At 58.8% G+C, this 25799-nt stretch carries 19 protein-coding genes and 1 riboswitch; of the genes, 1 reads left to right on the forward strand and 18 read right to left on the reverse strand.

Translation table 11 applies throughout. The features are described from left to right. Positions 1-18 precede the first annotated feature (18 nt). The 18 genes from miaB to QY316_06695 all read right to left on the reverse strand — a co-directional run bounded on the left by miaB (position 19) and on the right by QY316_06695 (position 24574). Complete coding sequence (gene miaB, locus QY316_06610) at positions 19-1374, reverse strand: tRNA (N6-isopentenyl adenosine(37)-C2)-methylthiotransferase MiaB (GenBank protein WKZ31597.1); 1356 nt, start codon at positions 1372-1374, stop codon at positions 19-21. Positions 1375-1645: 271 nt separating this feature from the next. Beyond that, positions 1646-2347 (reverse strand): SPOR domain-containing protein, encoded by a 702-nt coding sequence (locus QY316_06615; GenBank protein WKZ31598.1) that lies wholly within the window; start codon positions 2345-2347, stop codon positions 1646-1648. 179 nt (positions 2348-2526) lie between these two features. Further along, positions 2527-5238 carry a CoA-binding protein gene (locus QY316_06620; protein WKZ34089.1) on the reverse strand — a complete coding sequence of 904 codons (2712 nt, stop codon included), beginning with the start codon at positions 5236-5238 and terminating at the stop codon, positions 2527-2529. Between the two features lie 184 nt (positions 5239-5422). Beyond that, entirely contained in the window at positions 5423-6736 is a 1314-nt protein-coding gene (locus QY316_06625) for an ATP citrate lyase citrate-binding domain-containing protein (protein WKZ31599.1), read from the reverse strand. 87 nt (positions 6737-6823) lie between these two features. After that, on the reverse strand, positions 6824-9040 hold the full coding sequence (locus QY316_06630; GenBank protein ID WKZ31600.1) for an NADP-dependent isocitrate dehydrogenase: 2217 nt from the start codon (positions 9038-9040) through the stop codon (positions 6824-6826). A gap of 209 nt (positions 9041-9249) precedes the next feature. Beyond that, positions 9250-9337, reverse strand: a riboswitch (ZMP/ZTP riboswitch). A 168-nt stretch (positions 9338-9505) separates the two neighbouring features. After that, positions 9506-9988 carry an HIT domain-containing protein gene (locus QY316_06635; GenBank protein WKZ31601.1) on the reverse strand — a complete coding sequence of 161 codons (483 nt, stop codon included), beginning with the start codon at positions 9986-9988 and terminating at the stop codon, positions 9506-9508. Further along, a complete protein-coding gene (locus tag QY316_06640; GenBank protein ID WKZ31602.1) occupies positions 9988-10272 on the reverse strand; it encodes an integration host factor subunit beta in 285 nt (94 codons plus the stop codon). The genes QY316_06635 and QY316_06640 overlap by 1 nt, the downstream gene beginning before the upstream one ends. Positions 10273-10290: 18 nt before the next feature. Beyond that, positions 10291-11178, reverse strand: coding sequence for a signal peptide peptidase SppA (sppA, locus tag QY316_06645; protein ID WKZ31603.1), 888 nt, complete (start codon positions 11176-11178; stop codon positions 10291-10293). Beyond that, positions 11178-12803: a 30S ribosomal protein S1 gene (locus tag QY316_06650; protein WKZ31604.1), complete on the reverse strand. Its 1626-nt coding sequence runs from the start codon at positions 12801-12803 to the stop codon at positions 11178-11180. The genes sppA and QY316_06650 overlap by 1 nt, the downstream gene beginning before the upstream one ends. Before the next feature lie 71 nt (positions 12804-12874). Further along, positions 12875-13723, reverse strand: coding sequence for a 4-hydroxy-3-methylbut-2-enyl diphosphate reductase (gene ispH / locus QY316_06655; GenBank protein WKZ31605.1), 849 nt, complete (start codon positions 13721-13723; stop codon positions 12875-12877). Next, a complete protein-coding gene (gene cmk / locus QY316_06660) occupies positions 13704-14387 on the reverse strand; it encodes a (d)CMP kinase (GenBank protein ID WKZ31606.1) in 684 nt (227 codons plus the stop codon). The genes ispH and cmk overlap by 20 nt, the downstream gene beginning before the upstream one ends. Beyond that, positions 14384-15703 carry a 3-phosphoshikimate 1-carboxyvinyltransferase gene (gene aroA, locus QY316_06665; GenBank protein ID WKZ31607.1) on the reverse strand — a complete coding sequence of 440 codons (1320 nt, stop codon included), beginning with the start codon at positions 15701-15703 and terminating at the stop codon, positions 14384-14386. Before aroA ends, cmk begins: the two co-directional genes overlap by 4 nt. Continuing rightward, positions 15700-16593: a prephenate dehydrogenase/arogenate dehydrogenase family protein gene (locus QY316_06670; GenBank protein WKZ31608.1), complete on the reverse strand. Its 894-nt coding sequence runs from the start codon at positions 16591-16593 to the stop codon at positions 15700-15702. The genes aroA and QY316_06670 overlap by 4 nt, the downstream gene beginning before the upstream one ends. Before the next feature lie 124 nt (positions 16594-16717). Next, positions 16718-17731 (reverse strand): 3-deoxy-7-phosphoheptulonate synthase, encoded by a 1014-nt coding sequence (gene aroF / locus QY316_06675; GenBank protein ID WKZ31609.1) that lies wholly within the window; start codon positions 17729-17731, stop codon positions 16718-16720. A 27-nt stretch (positions 17732-17758) separates the two neighbouring features. Then, complete coding sequence (gene hisC / locus QY316_06680) at positions 17759-18856, reverse strand: histidinol-phosphate transaminase (GenBank protein WKZ31610.1); 1098 nt, start codon at positions 18854-18856, stop codon at positions 17759-17761. Positions 18857-18902: 46 nt separating this feature from the next. Further along, positions 18903-19985: a prephenate dehydratase gene (gene pheA / locus QY316_06685; protein WKZ31611.1), complete on the reverse strand. Its 1083-nt coding sequence runs from the start codon at positions 19983-19985 to the stop codon at positions 18903-18905. Positions 19986-20102: 117 nt separating this feature from the next. Continuing rightward, on the reverse strand, positions 20103-21068 hold the full coding sequence (locus QY316_06690) for an acetyl-CoA carboxylase carboxyltransferase subunit alpha (GenBank protein WKZ31612.1): 966 nt from the start codon (positions 21066-21068) through the stop codon (positions 20103-20105). A gap of 29 nt (positions 21069-21097) precedes the next feature. Next, a complete protein-coding gene (locus tag QY316_06695) occupies positions 21098-24574 on the reverse strand; it encodes a DNA polymerase III subunit alpha (protein WKZ31613.1) in 3477 nt (1158 codons plus the stop codon). 171 nt (positions 24575-24745) lie between these two features. On the opposite strand from QY316_06695, the gene QY316_06700 reads away from it, so the two are divergent. Beyond that, the gene (locus tag QY316_06700) at positions 24746-25798 is read left to right on the forward strand and encodes an NAD-dependent epimerase/dehydratase family protein (GenBank protein WKZ31614.1); all 1053 of its coding nucleotides are present in this window, start codon (positions 24746-24748) and stop codon (positions 25796-25798) included. Position 25799: the final 1 nt, after the last annotated feature.

Genomic DNA, 25799 nt, shown 5'->3' on the forward strand with positions numbered 1-25799 from the left:
TTAAGGCCCTGGGACCTGTCAGCAGCCAGCCGCCCGGACCTCCCCCCGGAGCGAGTTCTGGTATGCTTCAGTTATGGTAACCTCGATAAGACTGCCTGGGTTGGCCTTAAGCCCCGCAGGCGCCGGGAAGTTCACTATCCTGTTGCACGAGGTCCTTCCGGAAAGCTCAGAGGCGTCTATTTTGCTCTCGCCCTCGACGAGCACATCCAACGTCCTTCCGAGCAGCGCCTTCATGCGTTCGCTCGTTAGATCCTTTTGTTCCTCCTGAAGGCGCTGAAGCCTTTCCGACCTCGCCTCCAGCGGTATCTGGTCCGGCAGGCCCGCCGCAGTCGTTCCGGGCCTCGGCGAGTACATGAAGGAGAATATGTTGTCGAACCGTACGGTCCGGAGAAGGCTCATCGTAGCCTCGTAGTCGGCCTCGCTCTCTCCCGGGAAGCCTACTATGATATCGGTCGTTATTGCCATCTCGGGATACAGCCTTTTCAATAACGATACCTTCGAGAGATACTCTTCGACCGAATAGCCCCGGCCCATTGCCGCGAGGACGCCGTCCGATCCGGACTGCACCGGAAGGTGCACATGGCGGCAGAGCTTGGGCTCTTCCCCGAAGAGATGGATAAGCTCGTCCGATATGTCCTTCGGGTGGGAGGTGATGAAGCGGACCCGTGAAAGCCCCTCAACCCGGCAGACCTTCCTGAGGAGCTCCGGGAAAGATATGTCGCCACCTCCGCCGGTCCCGTAGGAGTTGACGTTCTGGCCGAGTAGCGTTACCTCCTTTACGCCCTTTTCTACGAGCCCCTCTATTTCCCTCAATATGTCGGCGCTAAGCCTGCTTACCTCCCTGCCCCTCGTATAAGGGACTATGCAGTACGAGCAGAAATTGTTGCACCCCCGCATGATGCTTACGAAGGCCTTCTCCTCGAGCTCGACAGGCTCGATCCCGTATTCCTCCGGATTTATCTCCCCGGTCTGCTCGGTAAGGACCACCTTTCTGCCGGTGTCCGCCTGAAGGAGTAGTTCCCTCAATTTATGGACATTATGCGGGCCGAAGACTATATCGAGGTGGGGCGCCCTCTTCAAGAGCCTCTCCCCTTCCTGCTGGGCAACGCAGCCCGCGACCCCTATGACGAGCCCCGGGCGTTCCTTTTTAAGGGATTTGAACCTCCCGAGGATGGAGTAGACCTTCTGTTCGGCCTTATCCCTTATGGAACAGGTATTTATAAGGATAAGGTCCGCTTCCGAGGGGTCCTTTGTACGGGTGTAGCTCAAGCCCTTCAGGAGCCCCAGCATGCGCTCGGAGTCGTTCTCGTTCATCTGGCACCCGAAGGTCTCCAGGAAGACGAGCTTTTCACTGCCATGAAGCCCTTCAGCCATACTGTTTTCAAGCCTCGCGAGTGTAGATAAAGCCCAGAAACATTTTAAGTTTTTGAGAGGCCGCAGTCAAGTCGCAACTTTGGGCGCCCGGCTGCATGGAAGACCCGCAAACGCCGCATTTTTAACGCTTTAGGAGCATATACCGCAAGCTTATCGCCTTGATTGTTTTTTCGCGGCCTGCGCACATGGGGGGATATAAAATATAAAAAAGGAATACCCCGCTTGCGCGGGGTATTCGAATCGAACATTTTGTCGGGAGGTGTCTTATTTATCAGAGGTGAGACTTGATCTCGTCGCTCTCTGGCTTCACTATCCAGGGCGTATCCACGCGGAACCTGGATTGTATGTCCCTGCCGGCCTTTTCTGCCTCAGCCCTTGTGCTGAAGAAACCCACCCTCACCCTGTGCCATTGGACCGAATCCCTGGTGAAGTCGGCCACGTACGATTTGTACCCAGCTTTCCTCAAGGATATTGCAAGGTTTTGGGCCTCTGGGAGGCTTGCGAAAGAAGCCACGTTTATCGCCCACGGCTGTGCCTCGGGCTTCTTGGGCTGTGCGGCTTTTGCGGTCTTGGCCGGTTTCCGCTCCTTTTCAACTGCCTTCTTGACCGGGGCCGCCTGAACGGGCTCTTTCCTGGCCTGGACCGTCTCCTTCTTTTCAACCTGGGGGGTAGGAGCAGCTTGCTTAACTGCCGTCGAAGGCGCTGCCGTGGTCTCCTTGAGAGAGGCGGCAGGTACAACAGGCGCTGCAGGGGCCGGCTCTATCGGCGCAGCCGTTGCCTCGACCGGAGCATCCTGTGCAACTATTGCCTCTGCCGGTGTCTCCTCTACTGTTTCCTCGGTCAGCTTGGCCCTTTTTGAGATGACCTCGTGCCCGCTCTCGTTTTCCTGGCCGGATGGCATGAAGATGAATACGAGCGCGATAACTATTACCGCCGAAACCGCTCCGATTATGACTACTTTTTTGTCCTTCAATCCGATACCTCCTTTTGAGCCGGGGGCCTTTTCACGGTGAAGTATATAACACGAGCCATGCGCATATCAACAGGCATTTGCCACGCCCTGGCAGGCTGCTAAATTTTCAGGAGGTAAAATAGAAAAGGGCCCGGCAGCTGCCGGGCCCTTTCATCATGAGGCATGACTCGATTTCCATGTTACCCGACAAAGGAGCACTTGGAGGCCGCCGTCCTGGTGTCCATGTTGCGGCCCCTGTTCAGGTGGTCGTCTATCTCGGCTGCGGAGCCTATCATCCTGCCGAAGAGGAAGGTCGTGAAGGCCGCGCTCTCGACCTCTTTGTCCGGCATCTTCCCGGAGCTGTAGGCCTCCCACATTATCTTGAGAAGAATAACGGCTATGACCGCGTCTATGTTGACGCAGTAGACGTTCTTGCTGACCTTCCAGTCGAAGAGGGACTTTACGAGGTTATGGTAGAAGTCGAGGAAGACGTTATATACGCCCTTCTCCTCGAAAAGAGCGGCCACGAACCTCTCTCTCGGGTCGTAGTTCACGTCCTTGCCCTTGAATACCGGGTGGTTTACGCAGGGTATCTTGAGGTACTCGATATTCCCGAGCGCCTTCTGGTCCGCCTTGTACTTTGCGTAGCCCTTCGAGTATTCGTCGGCAATGGCCCTCAGGTCGAGCCCGTGCTTCCTGCTCGATGGGTCCTTAAGGCCCTTTCCGGAGAACCTCTCGATGAGGAACGCTATTGCCTCGTAGCCGTTCCCGCCGTGCGCGAACCCGGTGTGGGTGAGGAAGCCCACGAAGCCCTTGTTAAGCTGCACCCTGGCCGGGTCCTCGGGGCCGTCCGCGCTCACCGCGCCCTTCGCGCCCTGTGCGGAGATGGTGCCGGGGCCGTTCGAGATGATGAGGCCTAAGAGCATCGAGAACTCGAACCTCTCGGTCTCAATGGGCTTCCTGCCTATGAGGGCCAGGAAGGCCGCGTCCGTAAAGGACCACTTCTCCACGAGCTCGTCGTTCTTTACGCCGCAGAAGCTGTCCTTCGTGTGCCTGGCCGCGTCAACGCTGCACCCGACGAACGAGGAGAATATCCTCGAGTACCAGGGAAGCGCCGCGATTGTGACCTTCGAGATGCTCCTCTTTATGAGGGGCTCCCACCCGAGCGTCATCCATATGGCCGCGACGAGGGCGTCGGTAGAGGGCTTGCCCTTGGACGCCTCCTTCACGAACTCTATGAACACCGAGCTGCCGCCCGCGTTCTCGACCCTCTTTAGGACGGCCTTTGCCGACTTGTCGTCCTTGCCGGCCGTGAGCGCGGCCTTGTCGTCCGCCGGGAGAGCCTTGAGGATGGCGGAGCAGTCGAACTTCCCATAACCCGACTGGAGCCCCGATGCCTGGAAGGCCTCGAGGAGTATGCTTGATGCGCGGAGCGCCCCCTTCACCCTGCCCTTGCCGATGATGGATATGGCGGACGAAAGGACGCTGTTCGGGGAGCTCTCGGCCTCGCGGGCAGCCTGGGCCGCCGCGAGCGCCCCGTCCCCGTCATGGTTGAGGTGCGCGTTGAAGGCGGCGTTAGCAAGCTCGACGCCGTACGCGTCCGGGTATCTCTTTATGAGCGAAAAGACCAGGTTCTCCTCGAGCAAGCGCTTCGAGGAATCGAGTATGGAGACGTTGTGGACCTTGGTCACCTGGGTGTTCGGGTCCATCATCGAAGCCCCGGAGGCGTCCTTCATGGCCTGCCTCGGGAACTGCGCCCCTATCTGCCTGTTGATGTGCTCTATCTGCTCGTCATACGGCGAAACTGCCTTGACGGCCTGCATGTCGAGCTCCCTGGGCACCTGGACCGAGGCGTTGCTCCCGAACCAGCACTTGAGCGAAAGGTCGCCCTTGGGCTCGAAATCCGACTTTATCCCGTTCTTCTCCATTACCTTGGAGAGCGCCTCCGGTATGTGGGCGATGTTCGTAACGACCGCGCCCTTCTTTGAGAAATGCGGGGTCTGGGGGGTGTATATGCCGTCCACCCCGAAGTACTCCATGAACCATTTCTCCTTGGCCATCGCGTCGTCGCCGGAGCCGGCGAGGCTTCCGGCATGTCCGCAGGCCTTGGTGAGCCTCGCCTTCCAGCGGCCCACGACGCACGCCACCGTGGGTTTCTTTATGTCCAGGCCGTGCTCGTAATATCCGCCCGGCTCCGTGTAGATGACCGCGCCCCTGGACCTGTCGTCGTTATGCAGGGCGTGGAAGAACTCCCGCGGCGAGTAATGGATGTAGACGTCCTTTCCGCTCGATATGGAAGTGGTCGTGCCCCAGCCCTTGGTAAGGAGGTAGACCGCGATGGTGGTCGTGAAGTTGCCGGAGTTGGAGAAGATCGCTATGGAGCCCTTTACAAGGGATTCGTCCGGCTTGTTGCCGCCGAGCGCGCCGCCTATCCTCACCTGGTTCCATGAGTCGGCAACGCCCAGGCAGTTGCCGCCGAATACGTCCACGCCGTTCGCCTGGCAGATGGCCCTTATGACCCTGGCGTCCGCGACCGAGACCTTCTCGGTCAGTATGATTACCTTCTTGAGGTCCGGGTTGTGCTTTACCGCCTCGGCTACGCCGTCCTTGACGCCCGAGGGCGGGAGGTAGATGACCGCGGTGTTGAACTTGTGCCCGGCCTTGAGCCCTTCCTTTATGGAGTTATATACCGGGATGTTGCCGAGCTTTGTCTCGAGCGACTGCCCGGTCCTGCCGGGCATGGTCCCGAAGACGACGTTCCCGCCGGAGTATATGTGGCTTACAGGCGTTACCGTCCGGCTTTCATTTCCGAGTATGTTCAGCACGCACACGCGGTCCTCTCGCGTGGCTATCTCTCCAAGCGATTTAATACCGACATAGTACGGGAAGTCCTTTACGCCTTGCTTGTGCATGTCGCTCACCTTGTCCTTTTTTTGGCACCCTCTAGAAATTGATCTTTTCCCCGGACTCTGTGTAGTTACGGGGAATGAAAATGCTCACATATTACTCGAATATGCTCCGCTTTTCATTCCCGGCTCCCTTGATTGCGGGAAAAATCTCCACTTTTTAGAGGCTGCCTTTTAAAAATCGCTCTTTTTACCTGGCCGCGGCTGCCGTCTTCGGTGCTCCGGCCTTCGCCGTCTCCAGCCCGAGGGCCCCGGCGACCAGCGCCCTGCCCTCTTTCTCCATCCATTTGTCGACGTTGAGGGCGTAGTTTACGACCTCGCTCATGGCGCTGTCGTGGCCGAATATCCTGTATGGGAGCTTAAGGTTCTCAAGGGTGTCCCTCATGTACGCCATGCCGCGGATGAGGTTCGGGCCTCCCCTGCCTATGACGACGTAAAGCGGCGTGGGGCCCTTGGTGACGAAATAGTCCCTCAAGGCGTCGGCCATGGCCCTGAAGGTCTCGTATATGTCCGTGTTGTTGGCCTTGCCGCCGATGATGAAGAGGACGTTGGACTGCTTGAGCCAGTACTTGAAGACTATCCTCGATATCTGGAACATCTTTTCATACGGCGGGTTGCCGCCGAAGTCAGAGGATATGGTGGCCCTTTCGCCCAGGAGCTCGGTTACGAGCGCGTTCGCGCCGCCGCCGAAGGTCGGAGCGGTTATCGTGCCCTTGGGGTTCATGACGAAGACGTCGCTCTGCCCCTGGTAGGTCCGGAGCTGGTTTATTTCCTGCTCGAACTCGGAGTAGTCCGAGGCGAAGAGATGGGCCGGGAGGTCGAGCCTCTTCCAGGAGGGATTGTCGATGTCGAAGGAGCACTTGAAGTCGCAGGCGACCGGCGTTAGCCTCCCCTTGCTGTCCGGCGACATGCGTATGGGGTTCAATTCCAGGGTGCTCAGCCCGTAGTTGTTGTATAGCGTCCAGAGCTTCGGGAGGTTCTGCACGAGCGGGCTTATTATTTCGCCAGGCGCACCGAGCTCTGTAAGGGCGTTCGATATGTGGAAGCTCTTCAAGCCCGTAAGCGGGTCGAAGGGTATCTCCCGTATCTTGTCCTTGGGGAGCTCCTCTATGTCCATGCCGCCGTGGTGCGTTATGGTCATCATCGGGGCGCGGTAGAGGGTCGAGTCGGTTATCGAGAAATAGACCTCGTGCTCCGCGGACACCCCTCCCTCGAAGGTGACCCCGTCGGCCTTGACCGAGTTGGTCCCAAAGGTGTGCTCGATGAAATAGAGCCTCTCCTTCTCCTTCAGGGCGGTAGCTATGTCCTTGGCCCTGCCGATGAGGCCCGCCTTCCCCTTCTTGCCGACCCCGCCCTTGAATATGGGCTTTATGAAGACCTGCCCGCACTTCTTGATGAGGTCCTTTATCTCGTCCACGCTCGCTTCAGGCCCGAGGACCTCGGCGTGAGGGTACTCGACCCTTTTAAGGAGCTTGTGCCCCCAGTAAAGGCCTGTAAGCTGCATAACTACCTCCGTTCTTTGCCGATAGGGTTGATGGCCGCCCCGCAATAAAATCCCGGGGGCGGCCCGGTATCTATATCGACCAGGTATTTATATCGAATCGACTATCGCGTTAAGTGTGGCGCTCGGGCGCATCGCCTTCGCGGTCTTTACAGTGTCCGGGCGGTAGTAGCCGCCGATGTCCTGGGGCTTGCCCTGAGAACCGTTGAGCTCGGCCACTATCTTCGCCTCGTTCTCGGCAAGCTCCTTTGCGGGCCTGGCGAAGCGGTCCTTAAGCTCCTTGTCCCTGGTCTGCTCGGCGAGCGCCTCAGCCCAGTACATGGCGAGGTAGAAATGGCTTCCGCGGTTGTCGAGCTCGCCGACCTTCCTCGCGGGCGACTTGTTGTTGTCGAGTATCTTCCCTATGGCCTGGTCGAGCGTGTCGGCCAGTACCTGGGCCCTGGCGTTCTTCTGCGTATTGGCAAGGTGCTCAAGCGAGACGCCGAGCGCGAGGAACTCGCCGAGGGAGTCCCACCGGAGATACCCCTCCTCGACGAACTGCTGCACGTGCTTGGGGGCCGAGCCGCCGGCGCCGGTCTCGAAGAGTCCTCCGCCGTCCATGAGCGGGACAATCGAGAGCATCTTGGCGGACGTGCCGAGCTCGAGTATAGGGAAGAGGTCGGTGAGATAGTCGCGGAGCACGTTCCCGGTGACCGAAATCGTGTCCTGCCCCTTCCTTATGCGCTCGAGCGAGAAGCGGGTGGCTTCGACCGGGGACATTATCCTGATGTCCAGGCCCTTGGTGTCGTGGTCCTTCAGGTACTTCTCGACCTTGCTTATGAGCTCCCTGTCGTGTGCCCTCCCCTTGTCGAGCCAGAAGACGGCGGGGGCGCCGGTTGCCCTGGCCCTCGTGACGGCCAGCTTCACCCAGTCCTGTATCGGGGCGTCCTTGGTCTGGCAGGCGCGGAAGATGTCGCCTTCCTCGACCTTCTGCTCTATGAGGGCCTTTCCGGACTCGTCCACTATGCGGATTAAGCCGCTGCCGGGGGCCTTGAAGGTCTTGTCGTGCGAACCGTACTCCTCGGCCTTCTGGGCCATGAGGCCGACGTTCGGCACGCTCCCTATTGTCCTCGGGTCGTATGCGCCGTTCTTCTTGCAGTCTTCTATGACAGCCTGGTAGACCCCGGCGTAGCTCCTGTCCGGTATCACGGCCTTGGCGTCATGGAGCTTGCCGTCCGGGCCCCACATCTTGCCGGACTCCCTTATCATCGCCGGCATGGAGGCGTCGATGATGACGTCGCTCGGCACGTGCAGGTTGGTGATGCCCTTGTCGGAGTTCACCATCGCAATGGCCGGGCGCTTCTCATATACGGCCTTGATGTCCGCCTCTATCTCCGCCCTCTTGGCCTCCGGGAGCTTCTGTATCTTTGCGTAAAGGTCGCCGAGGCCGTTATTGACGTCTACCCCGAGCTCGCTTATCGTCGCGGCGTGCTTCTCGAATACGTCCTTGTAGAAGACCGAGACAGCGTGGCCGAACATGATGGGGTCCGAGACCTTCATCATCGTGCCCTTCAAATGGAGCGAAAAGAGGACTCCCTGCTTCTTCGCGTCCTCTATCTGAGCCTCGAAGAACTTCCTGAGCGAAGCGCGGCTCATTACCGAAGCGTCGAGCACCTCTCCGGCCTTGAGCGCCGTCTTCTCCTTGAGGACCGTCGTCTTGCCGTCCTGCCCTACGAACTCTATCCTGACGTTCCCGGCCTTCTCGACCGTAACGGATTTCTCGCTCCCGTAGAAGTCGCCGCCGTCCATGTGCGAGACGTGGGACTTGGAATCCGCCGTCCACGCGCCCATCTTGTGGGGGTTTTTCCTTGCGTAGTTCTTGACCGATGCCGCGGCCCTCCGGTCGGAGTTGCCTTCCCTCAAGACCGGGTTCACGGCGCTCCCGAGGACCTTGCCGTACCTGGCCTTTATCTCCTTCTCGGCGTCGGTCTTGGGGTCTTCGGGATAGTCGGGTACCTTGTAGCCCTTTTCCTGCAGCTCCTTTATAGCGGCCTTGAGCTGCGGGATGGAGGCGCTGATGTTCGGAAGCTTTATGATGTTCGCCTCGGGCTTTTTCGCGAGCTCTCCGAGAGCGGCGAGCTCGTCCTGGATCCTCTGCCCCTCCGTCAGGTTTTCGGGGAAATTCGCGATGATCCTTCCCGAGAGGGAGATGTCCCTGGTCTCGACTTTAATTCCCGCCGCCCCGGTAAAGGCTTGGATGATGGGGAGCAGGGAATATGTTGCCAGCGCTGGCGCCTCATCGATCGCGGTATAGATGATCTTGGACATGTACCCCTCCTGTTTCTTCTGAAAAGGTTTTAAGATAATACTGTATATAGTCCTGTAATAACAGTTTTTTCTGCAGGTCTGTCGCTATCGCAAGCGGTTGTCAAAGAGTTTGCTTCCGGGCTGCGCCTATCCGGACTCGGCCCTGCCCCCCGGGGCGGCACGGCATAAAAAAACCGCCAAGGCAAAAGATGCGGGTCTTCAAAACCCGAGTCAATTGCCCAGACGGTCGGCCTTCATATTCGGAAACCCCGCTCCCCGGTGGTGCCCACCTTGATTCCGTCAGTTACGGGATTTTGACCTGGCAGGCTGCTGGTATATTTTGAGAGAACCTTTTTTCTAAAATGGTTCTCCCAAAGTTATTAGCAATCTGTTAAGGCCTATCTATAAGGCTTGAGAAGTGTAGGACAAGAAGGGGTTTTTGTCAAGCCTTTTTTGCCGGTCTTTTCCGGCGTATTGCCGGTCTTTTCAGTCTATGGATTCGTAGCGCGGGAGGAGCCTTGAGAGGGTGTCCGCGAGGTGTTCGGGCATGACCTTTACGTCGGCGATGGCAGGCATGAAGTTGGCGTCGCCCGGCCACCTTGGCACGACGTGCAAGTGCAGGTGGTCGTCTATTCCCGCGCCTGCAGCCTTCCCTATGTTCATGCCTATGTTGAAGCCGCCGGGGGACATTGATTCCGTGAGCACCCTCGTGGAATGTGCCGTGAGGCGGAAGATATCCGCCGACTCTTCCACGGTAAGCGACTCGATATCCGGGACGTGGCGGAGGGGCGCTATCATCAGGTGGCCGTTATTGTAGGGGTATTTGTTCAGTACGACGAGGGAATGCCTTCCCCTGTACAGGAGAAGCCCATCTCCGGGCCTGCCGGTCCCGGCCTTGCAGAATACGCAGCCCTTCTCCTTCCCTGACTTGATGTACTCGAGGCGCCAGGGCGCCCACAGGCGTTTCATCAGTTCCCGTCGTTTATCCTTTCCCGTATCTCCTTGCCGGCCTTGAAGAAGGGCACCTTCTTGGCGTCTATGAAGATGTTCTCGCCTGATTTGGGGTTACGGCCCTGCCGTCCGTCGCGTTCCTTGATCTTGAAGCTGCCGAACCCGCGTATCTCCACCTTGTCGCCCTTGGACAGGCTCTGGGCCATTGACTCGAACAGGGTGTCGACGATTATCTCCACGTCCCTCCTCGAGAAATTGGTGATCTTTGCGGCTACGGCCTCGATCAGCTCACTCTTGGTCATGTTGCTTTCTGCCTCCTTTTACCTGGCTGGATTTGGCATCAGATACATCAACCTAAGGCCCGAGAGGAGCTCGGTGAGTTTGTCCACCGAGGCGTCCCCCATCAACGCCTTCCAGAAGCCTACGTTCTTCTTCCTCGGATATATCACCTCGGGCTCGCCTTCGATCCCCGCAAGGCGTGCGCCGAGTTCAATAGCGTCATGGAGGCCCCCGAGCTCGTCAACCAGCCCCTCTGCCTTGGCCTGCGCGCCCGAGAATATCCTGCCGTCGGCAAGCCTCTTTACGGCCTCCGGCGGAAGCCCCCTGCCTTCGGCAACGGCCTCTACGAACTGGCTGTTCACGTCGTCTATGACCGACTGGAGGAGCTCTCTTTCCTCCTCGTCCATCTCGCGGAGCGGCGAGCCTACGTCCTTGAACCTGCCGCTCTTGACCACATACCCCTTGAGACCGAGCTTCCCAAGGAGCTCCTGCACGTTGAAAAATTCTATTATGACGCCTATCGAGCCCGTTATGGTGCCGGGGTTGGCCACGATTTTATGCGCCGCCACCGCCGCGTAGTACCCGCCCGAGGCGGCGATCGTCCCCATCGAGGCGACTACCGTCTTCTTTTCCCTTAGCCGCTCTATTTCCCTGTGTATCTCCTGCGAGGGCCCCACCGCGCCGCCAGGCGAATCTATGCGGAGCACCACGGCCTTTATGTCCGCCCTCTCCCCGAGCTCGCGTAGCTCGCGGGTGAAATCGTTCGGCTCTGCGATTATCCCCTCGAGCTCCACTACCGCCACCTTGTCAGCGCCGATGCCGCGTCCGGCGATGACGCCCACGGCTATGGAGACGAGTATTATGGCTATGAAAACGGCCCCGAAGGCCGCAAGGAGGTTCCTCAGGAACTCCCCTCTGCGCCCGTGCATCAGGGGTTACCGTCACCCGCAGGCTCGGCCTGGCTTTTTACCTCCCTGACGGAGAGGCCGATCTTGTTGTCCTCGGGGTCCACGTTAAGGACCTCGACCTCGACGATGTCGCCCTCCTTTATGTCCGCGCCGCGCTTTTTGCCGCGGCTCAATTCCGATACGTGCACCAGCCCTTCGAGCCCGGCCTCGAGCTCGACGAAGGCGCCGAAGTCGGCCACACTCGTCACTTTGCCGTCCACGATCATGCCAGGCTTGTAGCGCTCCTCAACGCCCTGCCAGGGGTTTTTCTCAAGCAGCTTGGTCGAGAGGGAGAACCTTCTGTTGGCGGCGTCTATGTTGAGCACCACTGCCTCGACCTCCTGCCCCTTCCTGAATAGCTCCGAGGGGTGCTTCACCTTTTTCCAGGAGAGGTCCGATATATGGACGAGGCCGTCGATGCCCTCCTCTATGCCGATGAAAACGCCGAAGTCGGTTATGTTCTTGACGACACCCGAGACCCTGGAGCCCTTGGGATAGCGCCCCTCGGCCTCTATCCACGGGTTGGACTCGGTCTGCTTCATTCCGAGGGATATCCGTTTGCTCGCGGGGTCCAGGTCGATCACTTCCACCTCGACCCTGTCCCCTACCTTGACCTTCTGGGAGGGGTGCTTGAGCTTGGTCCATGACATCTCGGAGATGTGCACCAGGCCCTCGAGCCCCGGCTCGAGCTCTACGAAGGCGCCGTAGTCGGTGATGTTGACGACGGTCCCGGTGGTCCGGGTGCCGGGCGTGAACTTCTCCCCCGCCTTTATCCAGGGATCCTCGACCGTCTGCTTCATGCCGAGGGATATCTTGTTCTCCTCCCTGTTGAACTTCAAGACCATCACCTTAACGGTGTCGCCGATCTTCAGGAGCTGCGAAGGGTGGGTGACCTTGCCCCAGGACAGGTCCGTAAGGTGCACGAGCCCGTCTATGCCTCCGAGGTCGATGAATGCGCCGTAATCGGTAATGTTCTTTACGGTCCCCTCCACGGTCGCGCCCTCGGCAAGGGTCTCTAGGGTGGTCTTCCGGAGGACCTCCCTCTCCTCTTCCAGGAGCACCCTCCTTGAGACGATGACGTTGTTTTTGCGCCTGTTATATTTGAGTATCCTGAACTTGAACCTCTGGCCTATGAGCTTGTCCGGGTTCCTTACAGGCTTAAGGTCTACCTGTGAGCCCGGCAGAAACGCCGTAACCCCTTCTATGTCCGCGTAAAAGCCGCCTTTTATCCGCTGGGAGATGGTGCCTTCCATGGGCTCGCTCTTTTCGCAGGCCTCGACTATCCTGTCCCAGACCTTGAAATGATCGGCTTTTGCCTTGGAGAGGCGGACGATGCCGTTCTCGTCCTCGCGCCTTTCGATAAGCACGGCGACCTCGTCCCCGACCTTGATGGTGGGCTGCCCGTCCTTGTCAAGGAACTCCCGCAGCGGCACCTGCCCCTCGGACTTGTACCCGATGTCTATCATGACCGAGTCCTGGGTTATCTGGACGACCCTGCCCTTGGCGATGTCACCTTCCTGGAGCTCCTTGAGCCGGCTTTCGAAAAGCTCCTCGAAATCCGACCTGGAAGTATCACCCGCGCGGGATTTTTCCTCTCTCCCTATCATTTAGATGCCGATCCTCCCCCGTTCTTATTCTTTGAATAAAAACCATATCATACAGCGTTTCAAAGTGCAAATCATTTCGAAGAAATCTCCTTCATGCGCAAAACCACCGCCTCTATCAGCCACTCGGGGGTCGAGGCCCCGGAAGTGACCCCTGCGCGCCGTTTTCCATCGAACCATTCGGGGCACAATTCGGAAGCCGTCTCGATATGATAGGTCTCGGGCCGTATGGCCCTGCAGACCTCGGCAAGCCTCCTCGTATTGGCGCTGTTCTTTCCGCCCACGACCACCATGACGTCTACCTCCCTGGCGAGCGCGGCGCTTTCGGTCTGCCTGGTCGAGGTGGCGTTACATATGGTGTTGAACACCTTCAGTTCCGAAGCCTTGTGTAAACAAAAACTGACAATCTCTTCAAGCTTTTCCATCCGGAGCGTCGTCTGCGCGACTATGCCGAGCTTTGAAACCCTCGGCATTTCCACGAGCTCGGCTATGCCGCTTACGACCCGCACCTTGTTGTCGCCGTAGCTCATGAGCCCCTTGACCTCAGGATGGTCCTTTTCACCGGCCACGATGACCTGATAGCCTTCTTCGGTAAGGCGGGAGACCAGCTCCTGGGCGGTCTTGACAAAGGGGCAGGTTGCGTCAACGATATCGAGCCCCTTTTCCCTCGCCTCCCTGTATTCCTCGAAGGTCACGCCGTGGGACCTTATGATGACAGTCCCCGAGCCTATCTCCGAAAGGTCGTTTTTCGCATAGACCCTGGACTCTTCCAGCATCTTTACGACCTGGGGGTTGTGGATTATCGGGCCCAGCGTATGTATGCCGTCCCCCTTTTTCTCGTCAGAGGCGCATTTGCCGGCCATGTTTATGGCCCTCTTTACGCCGAAGCAGAAACCCGACGATTTAGCTACGAGTATCTCCAACCTTCAACCTTTCATTTATTATGCTTACGACCTGTTTCACGACCTCTTCAATGCCCATTGCGCCGGTATCGACCATTACGGCATCGTCAGCCATCTTGAGGGGCGAGACCGCACGTTCGGTGTCGCGCCTGTCCCTCTCCTCGAGTTCCCTTCCGACTTCCCCTGTTGCTTTAGCGCCTTTTTCGACGAGTTCGAGGCGGCGCCTCTCTGCCCGTATCTCAGGGGAGGCGTCGAGGAATATCTTTACGTCCGCGTCCGGGAATACGGCGGTGCCGATGTCCCTTCCTTCCATTACGACCCGGCCAGCCTCGCCGACGCCCCTCTGAAAGGCCACAAGGAATTCGCGCACCGACTTTTTCACTGACACCCTGGAGGCCAGCTCCCCAGCCTCCTGCGTCCAGAGCCTCTCTGTATAATCGACCCCGTCGACCGCCACCCTGCCGCTCCCGGCATCGTACCTGAAATCGATGCCGGTGCAGAATTCCTTCAAGACCGCGTCGCTCGAAAGGTCGACCCACGACTCCTTTGCCGCGAGCGCGAACGCCCGGTACATGGCGCCGGTATTGACGTAAGTAAAGCCGAGCTTCTCGGCGACCTTCTTCGATACAGTCGTCTTCCCGACCCCGCCCGGGCCGTCTATGGCTATGACCGGCCCCCTCTTCATCCGACCCTCGTCTTTCCGAGGAGCCCGAAGAATCCCGGGAAGGAGACGTCCACGCTCCCGGCCCCCTCGATATTCACGCCCTCCTCCGTCATGAGGGCGGCTATAGCCATTGCCATCGCTATCCGGTGGTCCCCCCTGCTCTTTATCGAGCCTCCCCTGGCCCTCTTCCCGCCAGTGCCCTCGATTATCATGCCGTCTTCGGTCTCGGTATTACGGACGCCGATGGCCGAGAGGCACTCGGACATGGCGGCTATCCTGTCGCTCTCCTTGACCCTGAGCTCTGCCGCGCCGCTTATCCTTGTCGTGCCGTCCGCGAATGCCGCGGCAACGCACAATATCGGGAACTCGTCTATCGCGGGGAGGAGTTCAGGCCCGGTTATATCAACTCCTCGGAGGCGCGAGCCCCTGACAAGGATATTCCCCACCGGCTCGCCGGATGCAACGCTTCCGGCGTCCACCTCTATCGAGCCGCCCATCCTTCTGAGGATATCTATAATTCCGACCCTGGTGGGGTTTACGCCGACCTGGCGGATAAGGAGTTCCGATTCCGGCGCGAGAGTTGCTCCTGTCAGAAAGAATGCGGCTGACGAGATGTCCCCGGGTACAATTATTTTACACCCCTTAAGGCGGTTTGTCGACTTGAGGGAAATAGCGTTGCCGGAGCTCCTTACGTCAGCGCCGAAGAGCTCGAGCATCCTCTCGGTATGGTCGCGGCTCTTCTCCGGCTCTTCGATAACGGTCTCGCCGTCTGCGGAAAGCCCGGCCAGGAGGAGCGCCGACTTAAGCTGCGCGCTCGCGACTGGCGTCCTGTATTCTATGCCCTTAAGCCTCCTGCCTGATACGGCTACAGGAAGAAGGCCGCCGTCATTTCTGCCTGCAATCGACGCGCCCATTTTGCGGAGCGGGTCGACTACCCTCTTCATGGGCCGCTTCCTGAGCGACGCGTCGCCGGTTATGGCTGAAAAGAAGGGCCTGCCCGCAAGCAGCCCCAGGATGAGCCTCGTTGTGGTACCCGAGTTCCCGGCGTTTATGACGTCATCGGGCTCCGAGAGGCCGTCGAGCCCCCTGCCGGTAACGCTTACCCTTCCGCCGTCCCTCGCTATATTGACGCCCATGAGCCGGAAGGCCTCGATGGTCGAGAGGTTGTCCTCGCCCTCGAGGAAACCCTCTATCTCGGTCAAGCCTTCGGCTATGGACCCGAGTATGACGGCCCTGTGGGATATTGACTTGTCGCCTGGAACCGATATCTCGCCCCTCAGGCCGCTGCCCGGGAGCGCTCGCTCGGTCCCGGAGAATATGTCCTTTGCCTGTATCACTCCTTTTCTCCTGTCAAGGCGCCCTTTACGAGGGAGTCCCTGATCCCCTTGGCCCTCTCGAACTCGGCCCTGAGGTTCTTCTGGTCGCCCTTCTCGATGAGGGCACGCAGGGTCGCGAGCCTGCCGGTGAAGCCGTCTATGGCCTTCAGTATCTCCGCCCGGTTCATGGCGCATATGTCGCTCCACATCTCCGGGGAGCTCGATGCTATCCTGGTAAAGTCCTTGAACCCGCCCGCCGAGTAGCTTATTACGTCCGCGCCGGACGCTTCGTCCATGTCAGCGACCGCGTTCACGAGCGTGTAGGCTATCATGTGCGGGAGATGGCTTACGGCGGCGAATATCATGTCATGGACGAGCGCGTCCATGACGACTACCGTCGAGCCCGCCGCCTCCCACACGGCCTTTACTTTCTCGAGGGCTTCCCTGTCGGTCTCAGGCACGGGGGTTAGGATGCACCTCCTGTCGGCATACAGTTCCGGGAAGGCGGCCTCGACGCCGGAGTGCTCTGTCCCGGCTATGGGATGGCCTGGCACGAAATGCACGCCTTTCGGCATGAAGGGCGCGACCTCCCTGATTACGGCGCCCTTTACGCTCCCCGCATCGGTGACTATGCAGCCGGCCTCGAGCCCCGGAGCCGCGTTCCTGACCGTCTCTGCTATCTTCAATACCGGGACCGCGACGAGCACGAGCCCGGCGCCCCTTACGCCTTCAACGGGGTCGGTAGTGAACGAGTCCACTACCCCGAGCCGTTTGGCCGCCTCGAGGTTCTTAAGGCCCCGCCCTATGCCGACTATCTCGGAGGCTATGCCCTTTTGCCTCAAGACCATGGCAAGGGAGCCGCCGATGAGCCCGACGCCGATGACGGCAACCTTTTTAAAATGGAGAGCCATGATTGAACCCCTGCAAATCCAAAGAGCGCCCGGCGAAATCAGGCCTTTGCCTTCCGTGGCGCTCTTTGGCTTCTAAGATTTTTATAAGGAAGGAAGCTGGGGCGCCGGCCCCTTACGCTTCAGCTTAGAGTGTCCTTCCCACCGCGACCGCTACTTTTCTCAGGTCGTCCATGAGGAGGGCGAACTTGCTGGGCTTAAGCGACTGGGCGCCGTCGCAGAGCGCGTTCTCGGGGTCGGTGTGGACCTCTATCATGAGGCCGTCGGCGCCGACGGCGACCGCCGCCTTGGCGAGCGGGGCCACGAGCCCCCACCTGCCGGCCCCGTGGCTCGGGTCTATGAAGACCGGGAGGTGTGTTTCCTCCTTCAATACGGGAACGGCGCTCAAGTCCAGCGTGTTCCTTGTCGAGGTCTCGAAGGTCCTTATGCCGCGCTCGCAGAGTATTATCTGGGTGTTGCCCTGAGAGGCTATGTACTCGGCGGACATGAGGAACTCTTTTATCGTAGCGGAAAGGCCCCTTTTGAGTAGCACGGGCTTCTTGGCCCTTCCCACCTCTGTGAGGAGCCGGAAGTTCTGCATGTTCCGCGCGCCTATCTGCACTATGTCCACGTATTCGCAGAGCAGCTCTGTGTCCCTCGGGTCCATGAGCTCGCTTATTATGGGAAGCCCGGTCTTCTTCTTGGCCTCGGCCAGGAGCTTCAAGCCGTCCGCGCCCAGTCCCTGGAAGTCGTACGGCGACGTCCTGGGCTTGAAGGCGCCGCCCCTGAGTATCCTGGCGCCCGCGGCCTGGACCGCGGTTGCGCAGTTCACTATGGAGTCTATGCTCTCGACGCTGCACGGTCCGGCAATGACCTGGAGCTCCGTATCGCCTATCTTCACGCCGCTTACGTCTATGACCGTGCCTTCCTTGCTGAACTCGCGGCTTACGAGCTTGTAGGGCTTCAATATCGGCATCACGCTCTCGACCCCGGGAAGGGCCTCGAGGGAGATGCCGGCAAGGAGCGCCTCGTCGCCTATGGCGCCTATAATGGTCCTCTCCTTGCCCTTTGATATGTGGACCGAGAGGCCGGCCCCCTTTATCTTCTCGACCACGTGCTCGACGGTGTCCTCTGCAGCGTCTTTCTTAAGAACGATTATCATAGCGAATTCCCCCATGCATTTATGCGCCTAACGGCGGACTGCTTCCCTGAACGCACCAAGAAATCTCATGTTCTCCTCGGGAAGGCCCACTGTTATCCGTATGTATTCAGGCATGCCGTAGCTTGCCATCGGCCTCACGATGACGCCCTTCCTTAAAAGCGACTCATAGACGCCCTTCCCGTCGCCGACCTTAACGAGGAAGAAGTTAGCCTCGGTGTCAACGCATTCGTAGCCCATGCCCCGGAGCTCGCCCATGAGGAGCCGGAGCCCCAGCGCGTTATTCTCCCTCGTTTTTTCGAGGTGCTCGCGGTCGTCGAGCGCGGCGATGGCGGCGACCTGCGCCAGCGTGTTTACGTTGAAGGGCTGGCGCACCCTGTCCATGAATCCGATCAGCTCCGGGTGCGCGACCCCGTAGCCAATCCTGAGGCCCGCAAGGCCGTATATCTTGGAGAAGGTGCGGAGCATCACGACGGCGCGCCCTTCGTTTATGTATGAGAGCGTGTCAGGGAAGTCCTTGCCCATCACGAACTCGTAATAGGCCTCGTCGACGCAGACGATTACGCCATCGGGCACTTTCCCCATGAACTCGGCGAACTCTGCGCCGGTGACCATCGTCCCTGTGGGGTTATTCGGGTTCGCGATGAAGACGAGCCTCGTTTTATTCGTTATGGCGGCGGCCATCGCCTTGAGGTCGTGCCTCATCTCCTTAAGCGGCACAGGCCTTGCCACTCCCCCCGCGGCTTTTATGGCTATGGGGTAGACCGCGAAAGAGGGCTCTCCCATGACGGCCTCGTCGCCGGGCCTCAGGAAAGCGCGGATAAGAAGCTCGATTATCTCGTTCGAGCCGTTCCCGAAGGTCATCATCTCGCCGGATACGCCGAGCATGGACGAGAGTTTTTCCTTGAGGTAATAGCAGGAGCCGTCCGGGTACCTGTGGAGCCCGGCAAGCGCCCCGGCAGCCGCCTCGATCGCCTTTTTTGAAGGGCCGAGCGGGTTCTCGTTAGAGGCGAGCTTTATCGAGCCCTTTATGCCCAGTTCGCGCTCGAGCTCCTCAATGGGCTTGCCCGGAGGATACGGGACGAGCGAGCTTATGTTCCGAGGGACCTGTAAGTTGAGTTTCCGCATGTCGGTTAAAGAGCTCAGCAGTGGCCTCCGTTTTATTTTCTGGCGTTCACGACAGCTGCGATTTCGGGTACGAGCCGAGCGTTTTAAGGAACGAGCACGACTTCTCGAGCTCGGCTATGGCGTCCCTCACCGGCTCGTCGGATATGTGGCCGTCGAGGTCCACGAAGAAGACGTATTCCCAGGCCTTTGTCTTGAGGGGCCGGGACTCGATCTTCGTGAGATTAATGCCTCTTGACGCGAAAGGCTTTAGCATCGTGTAGAGGGCCCCTGGCGCGTCTTTTATGGCGAACATGATGGATGTCTTGTCCCGCCCGGTCTTCCTTGCGAAATTTTTGCCTATTACGAGGAAGCGGGTGAAGTTGTTCGGGCTGTCCTCGATGTTCTTTTCTATTACACGGAGGTCGTAGAGGCTTGCGGCGGCGATGGACGCCACTGCCGCGGTCGAAGGGTCCTCCGCGGCCATCTTGGCCGCAAGCGCGGTCGATGAGACGTCGAAGACCAGGGCGTTCGGGAGATTACCCTTGACCCAGTTCTTGCACTGCGCTATCGCGTGCGGGTGAGAGCATATCTTGGCTATGTCGGATATCTTCCCGGATTTATTGAGGAGCGCAAGGGAAATCTCGAGCATCACTTCCGCGTATATCTTGAGGTTGGAGCCCACGAACATGTCGAGGGTGTGGCTTACTACACCCTCGGTCGAGTTCTCGATGGGCACGACCCCGAAGACTGCCCTTCCCTTTTCCACGTCCTCGAAGACGTCGGCTATGTCCTTTTTCGGGATGAACTCGCCGGAGAGGCCGAAGTGCTGTATGCAGGCCTGGTGCGTGAAGGTGGCGACAGGCCCGAGGAAGGCCACCCTGAGCGGCTTCTCAAGCGAGAGGGACGCGCTCATTATCTCCCTGAATACGTTCTTTATGGCCTGTTCTGGGAGAGGGCCGGTGTTCCTTTCCATGAGCTTTCTGAGGACTTCCTGCTCCCTTTCAGGCACGTAGAAGTCTTTGCCCTCGCGCTCCTTGAGCTTGCCGACCTCGATGACAAAACCCGCTCTCCTGTTAAGAAGCGCGAGTATTTCGAGGTCTACGGCGTCTATTTCGTCCCTAAGTTCCTTTATGCTTTTGGTTACAGGCATATATATTTGAAATTCCTGAATTTTAAGAGGATAGCGTAATGTATTCCCTGCAAAAAATCAAATATTATTTATTTTTCCACCGCGCTCTGATCGGCCCTGCCGCCGACCAGCCAGCCGTCATTTTTTAGGCTCAGCGAAGAAGCCCATTGAGCGGAATTTCCGGTATCTCGCCTCCACGAGCGACCCCGCGTCCATCTCCTTAAGCTCCTTCAGCTGCGGCAATATGGCAGATTTGAGGCTTTTGAACGCGGCTGCCGGGTCCCTGTGCGCGCCTCCTACAGGCTCTTTCACGACCTTGTCGATGACTCCGAGCTTCAATAGCTCCCCGGCGTCGATCTTGAGGGCCTTTGCAGCCAGGTCCGCCTTTGCCCCGTCCTTCCAGAGTATGGCTGCGCAGCCCTCCGGGGATATGACGGAATATGTCGCGAACTCCATCATGTTCACCCTGTCTGCCACCCCTATGGCGAGCGCGCCGCCGCTCCCGCCCTCGCCGATGACCGTCGCAATGACAGGCACCTTGAGCCTGGACATGACCATCAGGTTCGTCGCTATCGCCTCGGACTGCCCCCTTTCCTCGGCGCCGATCCCGGGGTATGCGCCGGGAGTGTCGATGAAGGTGAATACCGGCAGATTGAACCTCTCGGCGAGCTCAAAAAGCCTTTTCGCCTTCCTGTAGCCCTCTGGGTTCGGCATGCCGAAGTTCCTGTGGACCTTTTCCTTTGTGTTCCGCCCCTTCTGCTGGCCCAGCACCACCACGGCCTCGCCATCGAGCCGCGCGAGGCCGCCGGCTATGGCCGGGTCGTCCCTGAAGGTCCTGTCGCCGTGGAGCTCGATGAAGTCCTCGAAGACGTTCTGGATGTAGTCGAGCGTATACGGCCTGTAAGGGTGCCTCGCCACCTGCGTTATCTGCTGCGGCGAGAGCTTGCCGTACAGCTCCTTTAACAGGGCCTTGGTCTTCTTTTCGAGCTTGGCTATGTCCTCGGACGAGCGGGCGTTGCCGGAAGCCTCGAAGGCCCTGAGCTCGTCTATCTTCTTTTCGAGCTCCTCAACGGGCTTTTCAAATTCAAGCCAGTGCCTGTACATGGTCTTGGCCCAGTCTCCTTTCCGCGCTACTATATTATTTTTACCTCGGCCCCGTCTATAAGTTCCTTTATCCTCGAAATGGCGGGGCCGAGCGGGCTCAGTTTCAACTGCTCGTTCACCCCGATTATCACCTCTCCGTTGTCCGCGTACACGAGGTGGAGTATGACCTGCGAGGTGCCGGGGTTCTCCTGTATTATCTTCTTAAGCCCGTTGAGCTTCTCTCCGGACAAAACGTCCGCGGGCGCGTGTATGTGCGTGTTCCTGGCCTTCAATTTCTTCTCCATTGCCGTCGCGTCCTCGATGGAGGAGATATCCGAGGCTATGAGCTTCATCTCGTCCTCTTCCTTGTCGAGCCTGCCCGTCACGATGAGGGGTGAGCCGCCTGAGATGACCTCTTTCGATTTCCTGTAGAGGTCCGAGAATATGACCGTCTCGACCGAGCCGGTAAGGTCCTCTATCCGGGCGAACGCCATGCGGTCGCCCTTCTTTGTCGTTATCTCCTTCATCTCGGCTATTATGCCGCCGACCGTGACCTCGTCCTCGTTGTTTTTCTCGGAAAGGGTCTCTATGGGCAGGGCGTAGAGGGCGAGCTCGCGCCTGTACCCGGCGAGCGGGTGCGACGAGAAGAAAAAGCCCAGGGTCTCCTTTTCGTAGGCAAGGAGCTCCTTGTTCCCCCACTCTTCCATGTTAGTCGAGCCTGGCGCCGCCCTTGCCGGAGAGGGCGCGCCGCCGCCCATCGCGTCGAAAAGTGACGACTGCCCCTGCTCCCTGTCGCGCTGCATCGACTGCGCCGCGTCCATCGCGGAGTCGAGCCCTGCCGCGAGAGCGGCCCTCTTCTCGCCGGTAAAGTCGAAGGCGCCGCATTTTATGAGGCTCTCGACCACTTTCTTGTTCACCTTCCTCGAATCGACCCTGGAGAGGAAATCGATGAAAGACGTGAACTTCTCATCCTCCCTGACCCTCATTATCTCTTCAATCGCGGACGCGCCGACGTTCTTTATCGCCGCGAGGCCGAACCTTATCCTGCTGCCTGAGACCGTGAACTCCATCGAGCTCTCGTTCAGGTCGGGCGGGGCCACGGCTATACCGATTTCCTTGCACTCGTTTATGTATTTCACGACCTGGTCGGTATTGCCCATGTCAGAGCCCAGGAGCGCGGCCATGAACTCGACCGTGTAATGGGCCTTGAGATACGCCGTCTGGTAGGCTATGAGGGCGTAGGCCGCGCTGTGGCTCTTGTTGAAGCCGTAGCCCGCGAACTTGGCCATGAGGTCGAAAATCTTCTCGGCCTTCTTCTGGTCTATCTTCTTTTTGATCGAGCCGTCGAGGAACTTCTTCCTCTGGTCGAGCATCTCTTCCGGGAGCTTCTTGCCCATGGCTTTCCGGAGGACGTCCGCGTCCCCCGGCGTGTAGCCGGCGAGCACCTTGGCTATCTCCATGACCTGCTCCTGGTAGACCATGACGCCGTAGGTGTTCTCGAGTATGCCCTTTAGTTCCGGCACCTCGTAGACGATTGCCGTCCTCTTGTGCTTCCTGTTGATGAAGTCGTCGACCATGCCGCTCTGAAGCGGGCCCGGCCTGTAGAGGGCGACCGCGGCGACCATGTCCTCGAAGGTCGTGGGCTTCAACTTCCTCAGAAGCTCCTTCATGCCGGAGCTTTCAAGCTGGAAGATGCCGTTGGAATTTCCGCTTGCCACGAGCTCGTAGGTCTTTGAATCGCCGAGGGGCAGGTTTTCGATGTCGATGTCCACGCCCCTGTTGGATTTCACGAGCTTTATGGTCTTGTCTATGACGGTAAGGGTCTTGAGGCCCAGGAAGTCGAACTTAACCAGACCGACCTTCTCGACGTCCTTCATCGTGAACTGCGTCGTTACCGAGTCGTCCTTCTGCTGCTTGTAGAGGGGCATGTACTCGTCAAGCGGCCTGTTCGATATGACAACGCCCGCGGCGTGGGTCGAGGCGTGGCGCGGGAGGCCCTCAAGGGCGACGGCCGTATCAAGGAGGTCCTTTATCTTCGGGTCCTTCTCATATAGCTCCTTGAGCCGCGGCTCCTGCGATACCGCCTCCTGTATGGTGATGTTCAGGGTGTTCGGGACGAGCTTGGCGATCTTGTCCACGTCGCCGTAGGGCATGTCAAGTGCCCTTCCAACGTCCCTTATGCAGGCCTTGGCCTTCATCTGGCCGAAGGTTATTATCTGGGTGACCTTGTCCGCCCCGTACTTCTCGGTTACGTACTTTATGACCTCGTCCCTTCTTTCGAAGCAGAAGTCGATGTCGATATCGGGGAGAGATATCCTGTCCGGGTTGAGGAACCTCTCGAAGAGCAGGTTGTATTTTATGGGGTCGAGGTTGGTTATTCCGAGCGACCACGCGACAAGGCTCCCTGCCGCCGAGCCCCTGCCCGGGCCGACCGGTATGTCCCTGCTCTTCGCGTAGTCGATGAAGTCGGTGACTATGAGGAAGTAGCCCGGGAAGCCCATGCCCTTTATGACCTTTAGCTCCTTCTCAAGGCGGTCGTAATACTGCCATTTGACGGGCTCCACGTCGGCGCCCAGCTTCCGCATGGCGTCCAGCCTCTTTTCAAGCCCTGCCCTGGCCCTCGCGTCTATCATCGAATCGAGCGTCTCGCCCTCGGGCACCGGGAACTCGGGCAGGTGGTTCTTCCCGAGCGTGAGCTCGAAGTTGCACCGCTCGGCTATCTCGATAGTGTTCGCGATGGCCTCTGGCGTGTCCTTGAATGCCTCGTTCATCTCCTCCGGGGACTTCACATAGAACTCGTCGGTAGAGAAGCGCATCCGGTTCGGCGCGTTCACGGTGGTGCCGGTCTGTATGCATAGGAGGACGTCATGGACCCTGGAGTCCTCTTTCCTCAGGTAATGGCAGTCGTTCGTCGCGACGAGCGGTATCTCGAGCTTTTTACCGAGCGCAATAAGCTCGCGGTTCACCCTCTCCTGCTCGTCTATCCCGTTATGCTGTATCTCCAGGTAAAAGCGCCTGTCCGGGAACATGGCCTTGTATTCCGAGGCCGCCTTTTCAGCGGCCTCCTTCTGGCCTATGGAGATGTTATAGGCGACCTCGCCGTGCAGGCAGGCGCTCAGGGCTATGAGCCCCTCGCTATGCTCACGGAGAAGCTCCTTGTCCACCCTCGGCTTGTAATAGAAACCTTCGATGTATGCCCTGGAGAGGAGCTTGCAGAGGTTCTGGTAGCCCTTGAGGTTCTTGACCAGCAATACCAGATGGAAGGCATACTCGCCCTTTATGGCCGTCTTCTCAAGGCGGCTCCCGGGCGCGACATAGAGCTCGCAGCCGATTATGGGCTTTACGCCCTTCTGCATGGCCTTCTGGTAGAACTCGACGGCCCCGAAGAGGTTGCCGTGGTCCGTGACCGCGACCGCGGGCATCCTCTGCTCCTTTGCGAGCGCTATGAGGGCCTCTGGCCTTATGGCTCCGTCAAGGAGACTGTACTGGGTATGAAGGTGGAGGTGTACGAAATTGGCGTGGTGCATAGGGAGGAAAGATTACCATATTTCAAGGGGTTTTGGTAGGGTTTTTAAAACCGTTCCCGCAGGCGCGGCCCTACACGGCCCGATTGCGCATGCGGCAAGTTCTGCTAACCTTTTCAATATAGACAAATATCATGCAAAGGACATGATTTCGAGATCCAAGGGTCATGCATAATGAAAAAGAAACTCCTGGTTACAGGTTCGAGCGGCCTTATCGGGAGCGCGGTCGTCGAGCGCTTCTCCGAGGAGGGCTGGGACGTGGCCGGCATAGACAACAACATGAGGGCCGATTTTTTCGGCCCTGCCGGGGACACGCGCTGGAACCGGGCAAGGCTTGAGGAGCGATACCCGCGGTTCAGGCACATCGAGGCTGACATAAGGGACAGGCAAGCGATGATTAAGGCGATTGGCGACATCAGGCCCTCCGCCATAGTCCATGCCGCGGCCCAGCCGAGCCATGACCTGGCGGCGTCAAGGCCGTTTGACGACTTCGACGTGAACGCCGGAGGGACTCTCAACCTACTCGAGGCGGCAAGGCTCGCCTGCCCCGAATCCCCTTTCGTACACCTCTCGACCAACAAGGTCTACGGTGACGCCCCCAATGAGCTGCCCCTTGTGGAGAAGGAAGCGAGATACGACTACGCGGACCCGGCGTTCGAAAACGGCATCCCGGAAGGCATGAGGATAGACCGGTCGAAGCACTCGCTATTCGGCGCGTCCAAGGCCGCCGCCGACCTGATGGTGCAGGAGTACGGCAGGTACTTCGGGATGCCGACGGCCTGTTTGAGGGGCGGGTGCCTTACCGGCCCAAACCACTCCGGTGTGGAGCTCCACGGGTTTCTGAGCTATCTCGTCAAGTGCAATCTGGAGAGAAAAAAATACAAGGTCTACGGGTATAAGGGGAAGCAGGTCCGCGACAATATCCACTCGGAGGACGTGGTCGGGTTCATCATGCGGTTCCTCGGGGCTCCGAGAGCAGCCGAGGTCTATAACCTGGGCGGCGGGAGGGGGAATTCCGTATCCATACTCGAAGCCTTCAGCCTCGTGGAGTCGATTTCAGGTATACCGATGGAATGGGAATATTCCGAGGAGAACCGCTCAGGCGACCATATCTGCTACATCTCGGACCTGTCGAAGGCAAAGGCGCACTACCCGGGCTGGGAGGTCACAAGGGAACTTAAGGCGATATTCATTGAAATAGCCGAAGCCTGGGCATGGCGGGCTTGAA

The sequence above is a fragment of the Thermodesulfobacteriota bacterium genome (genome assembly GCA_030583865.1).
In the GTDB taxonomy this organism is placed as follows: domain Bacteria; phylum Desulfobacterota; class GWC2-55-46; order GWC2-55-46; family GWC2-55-46; genus UBA5799.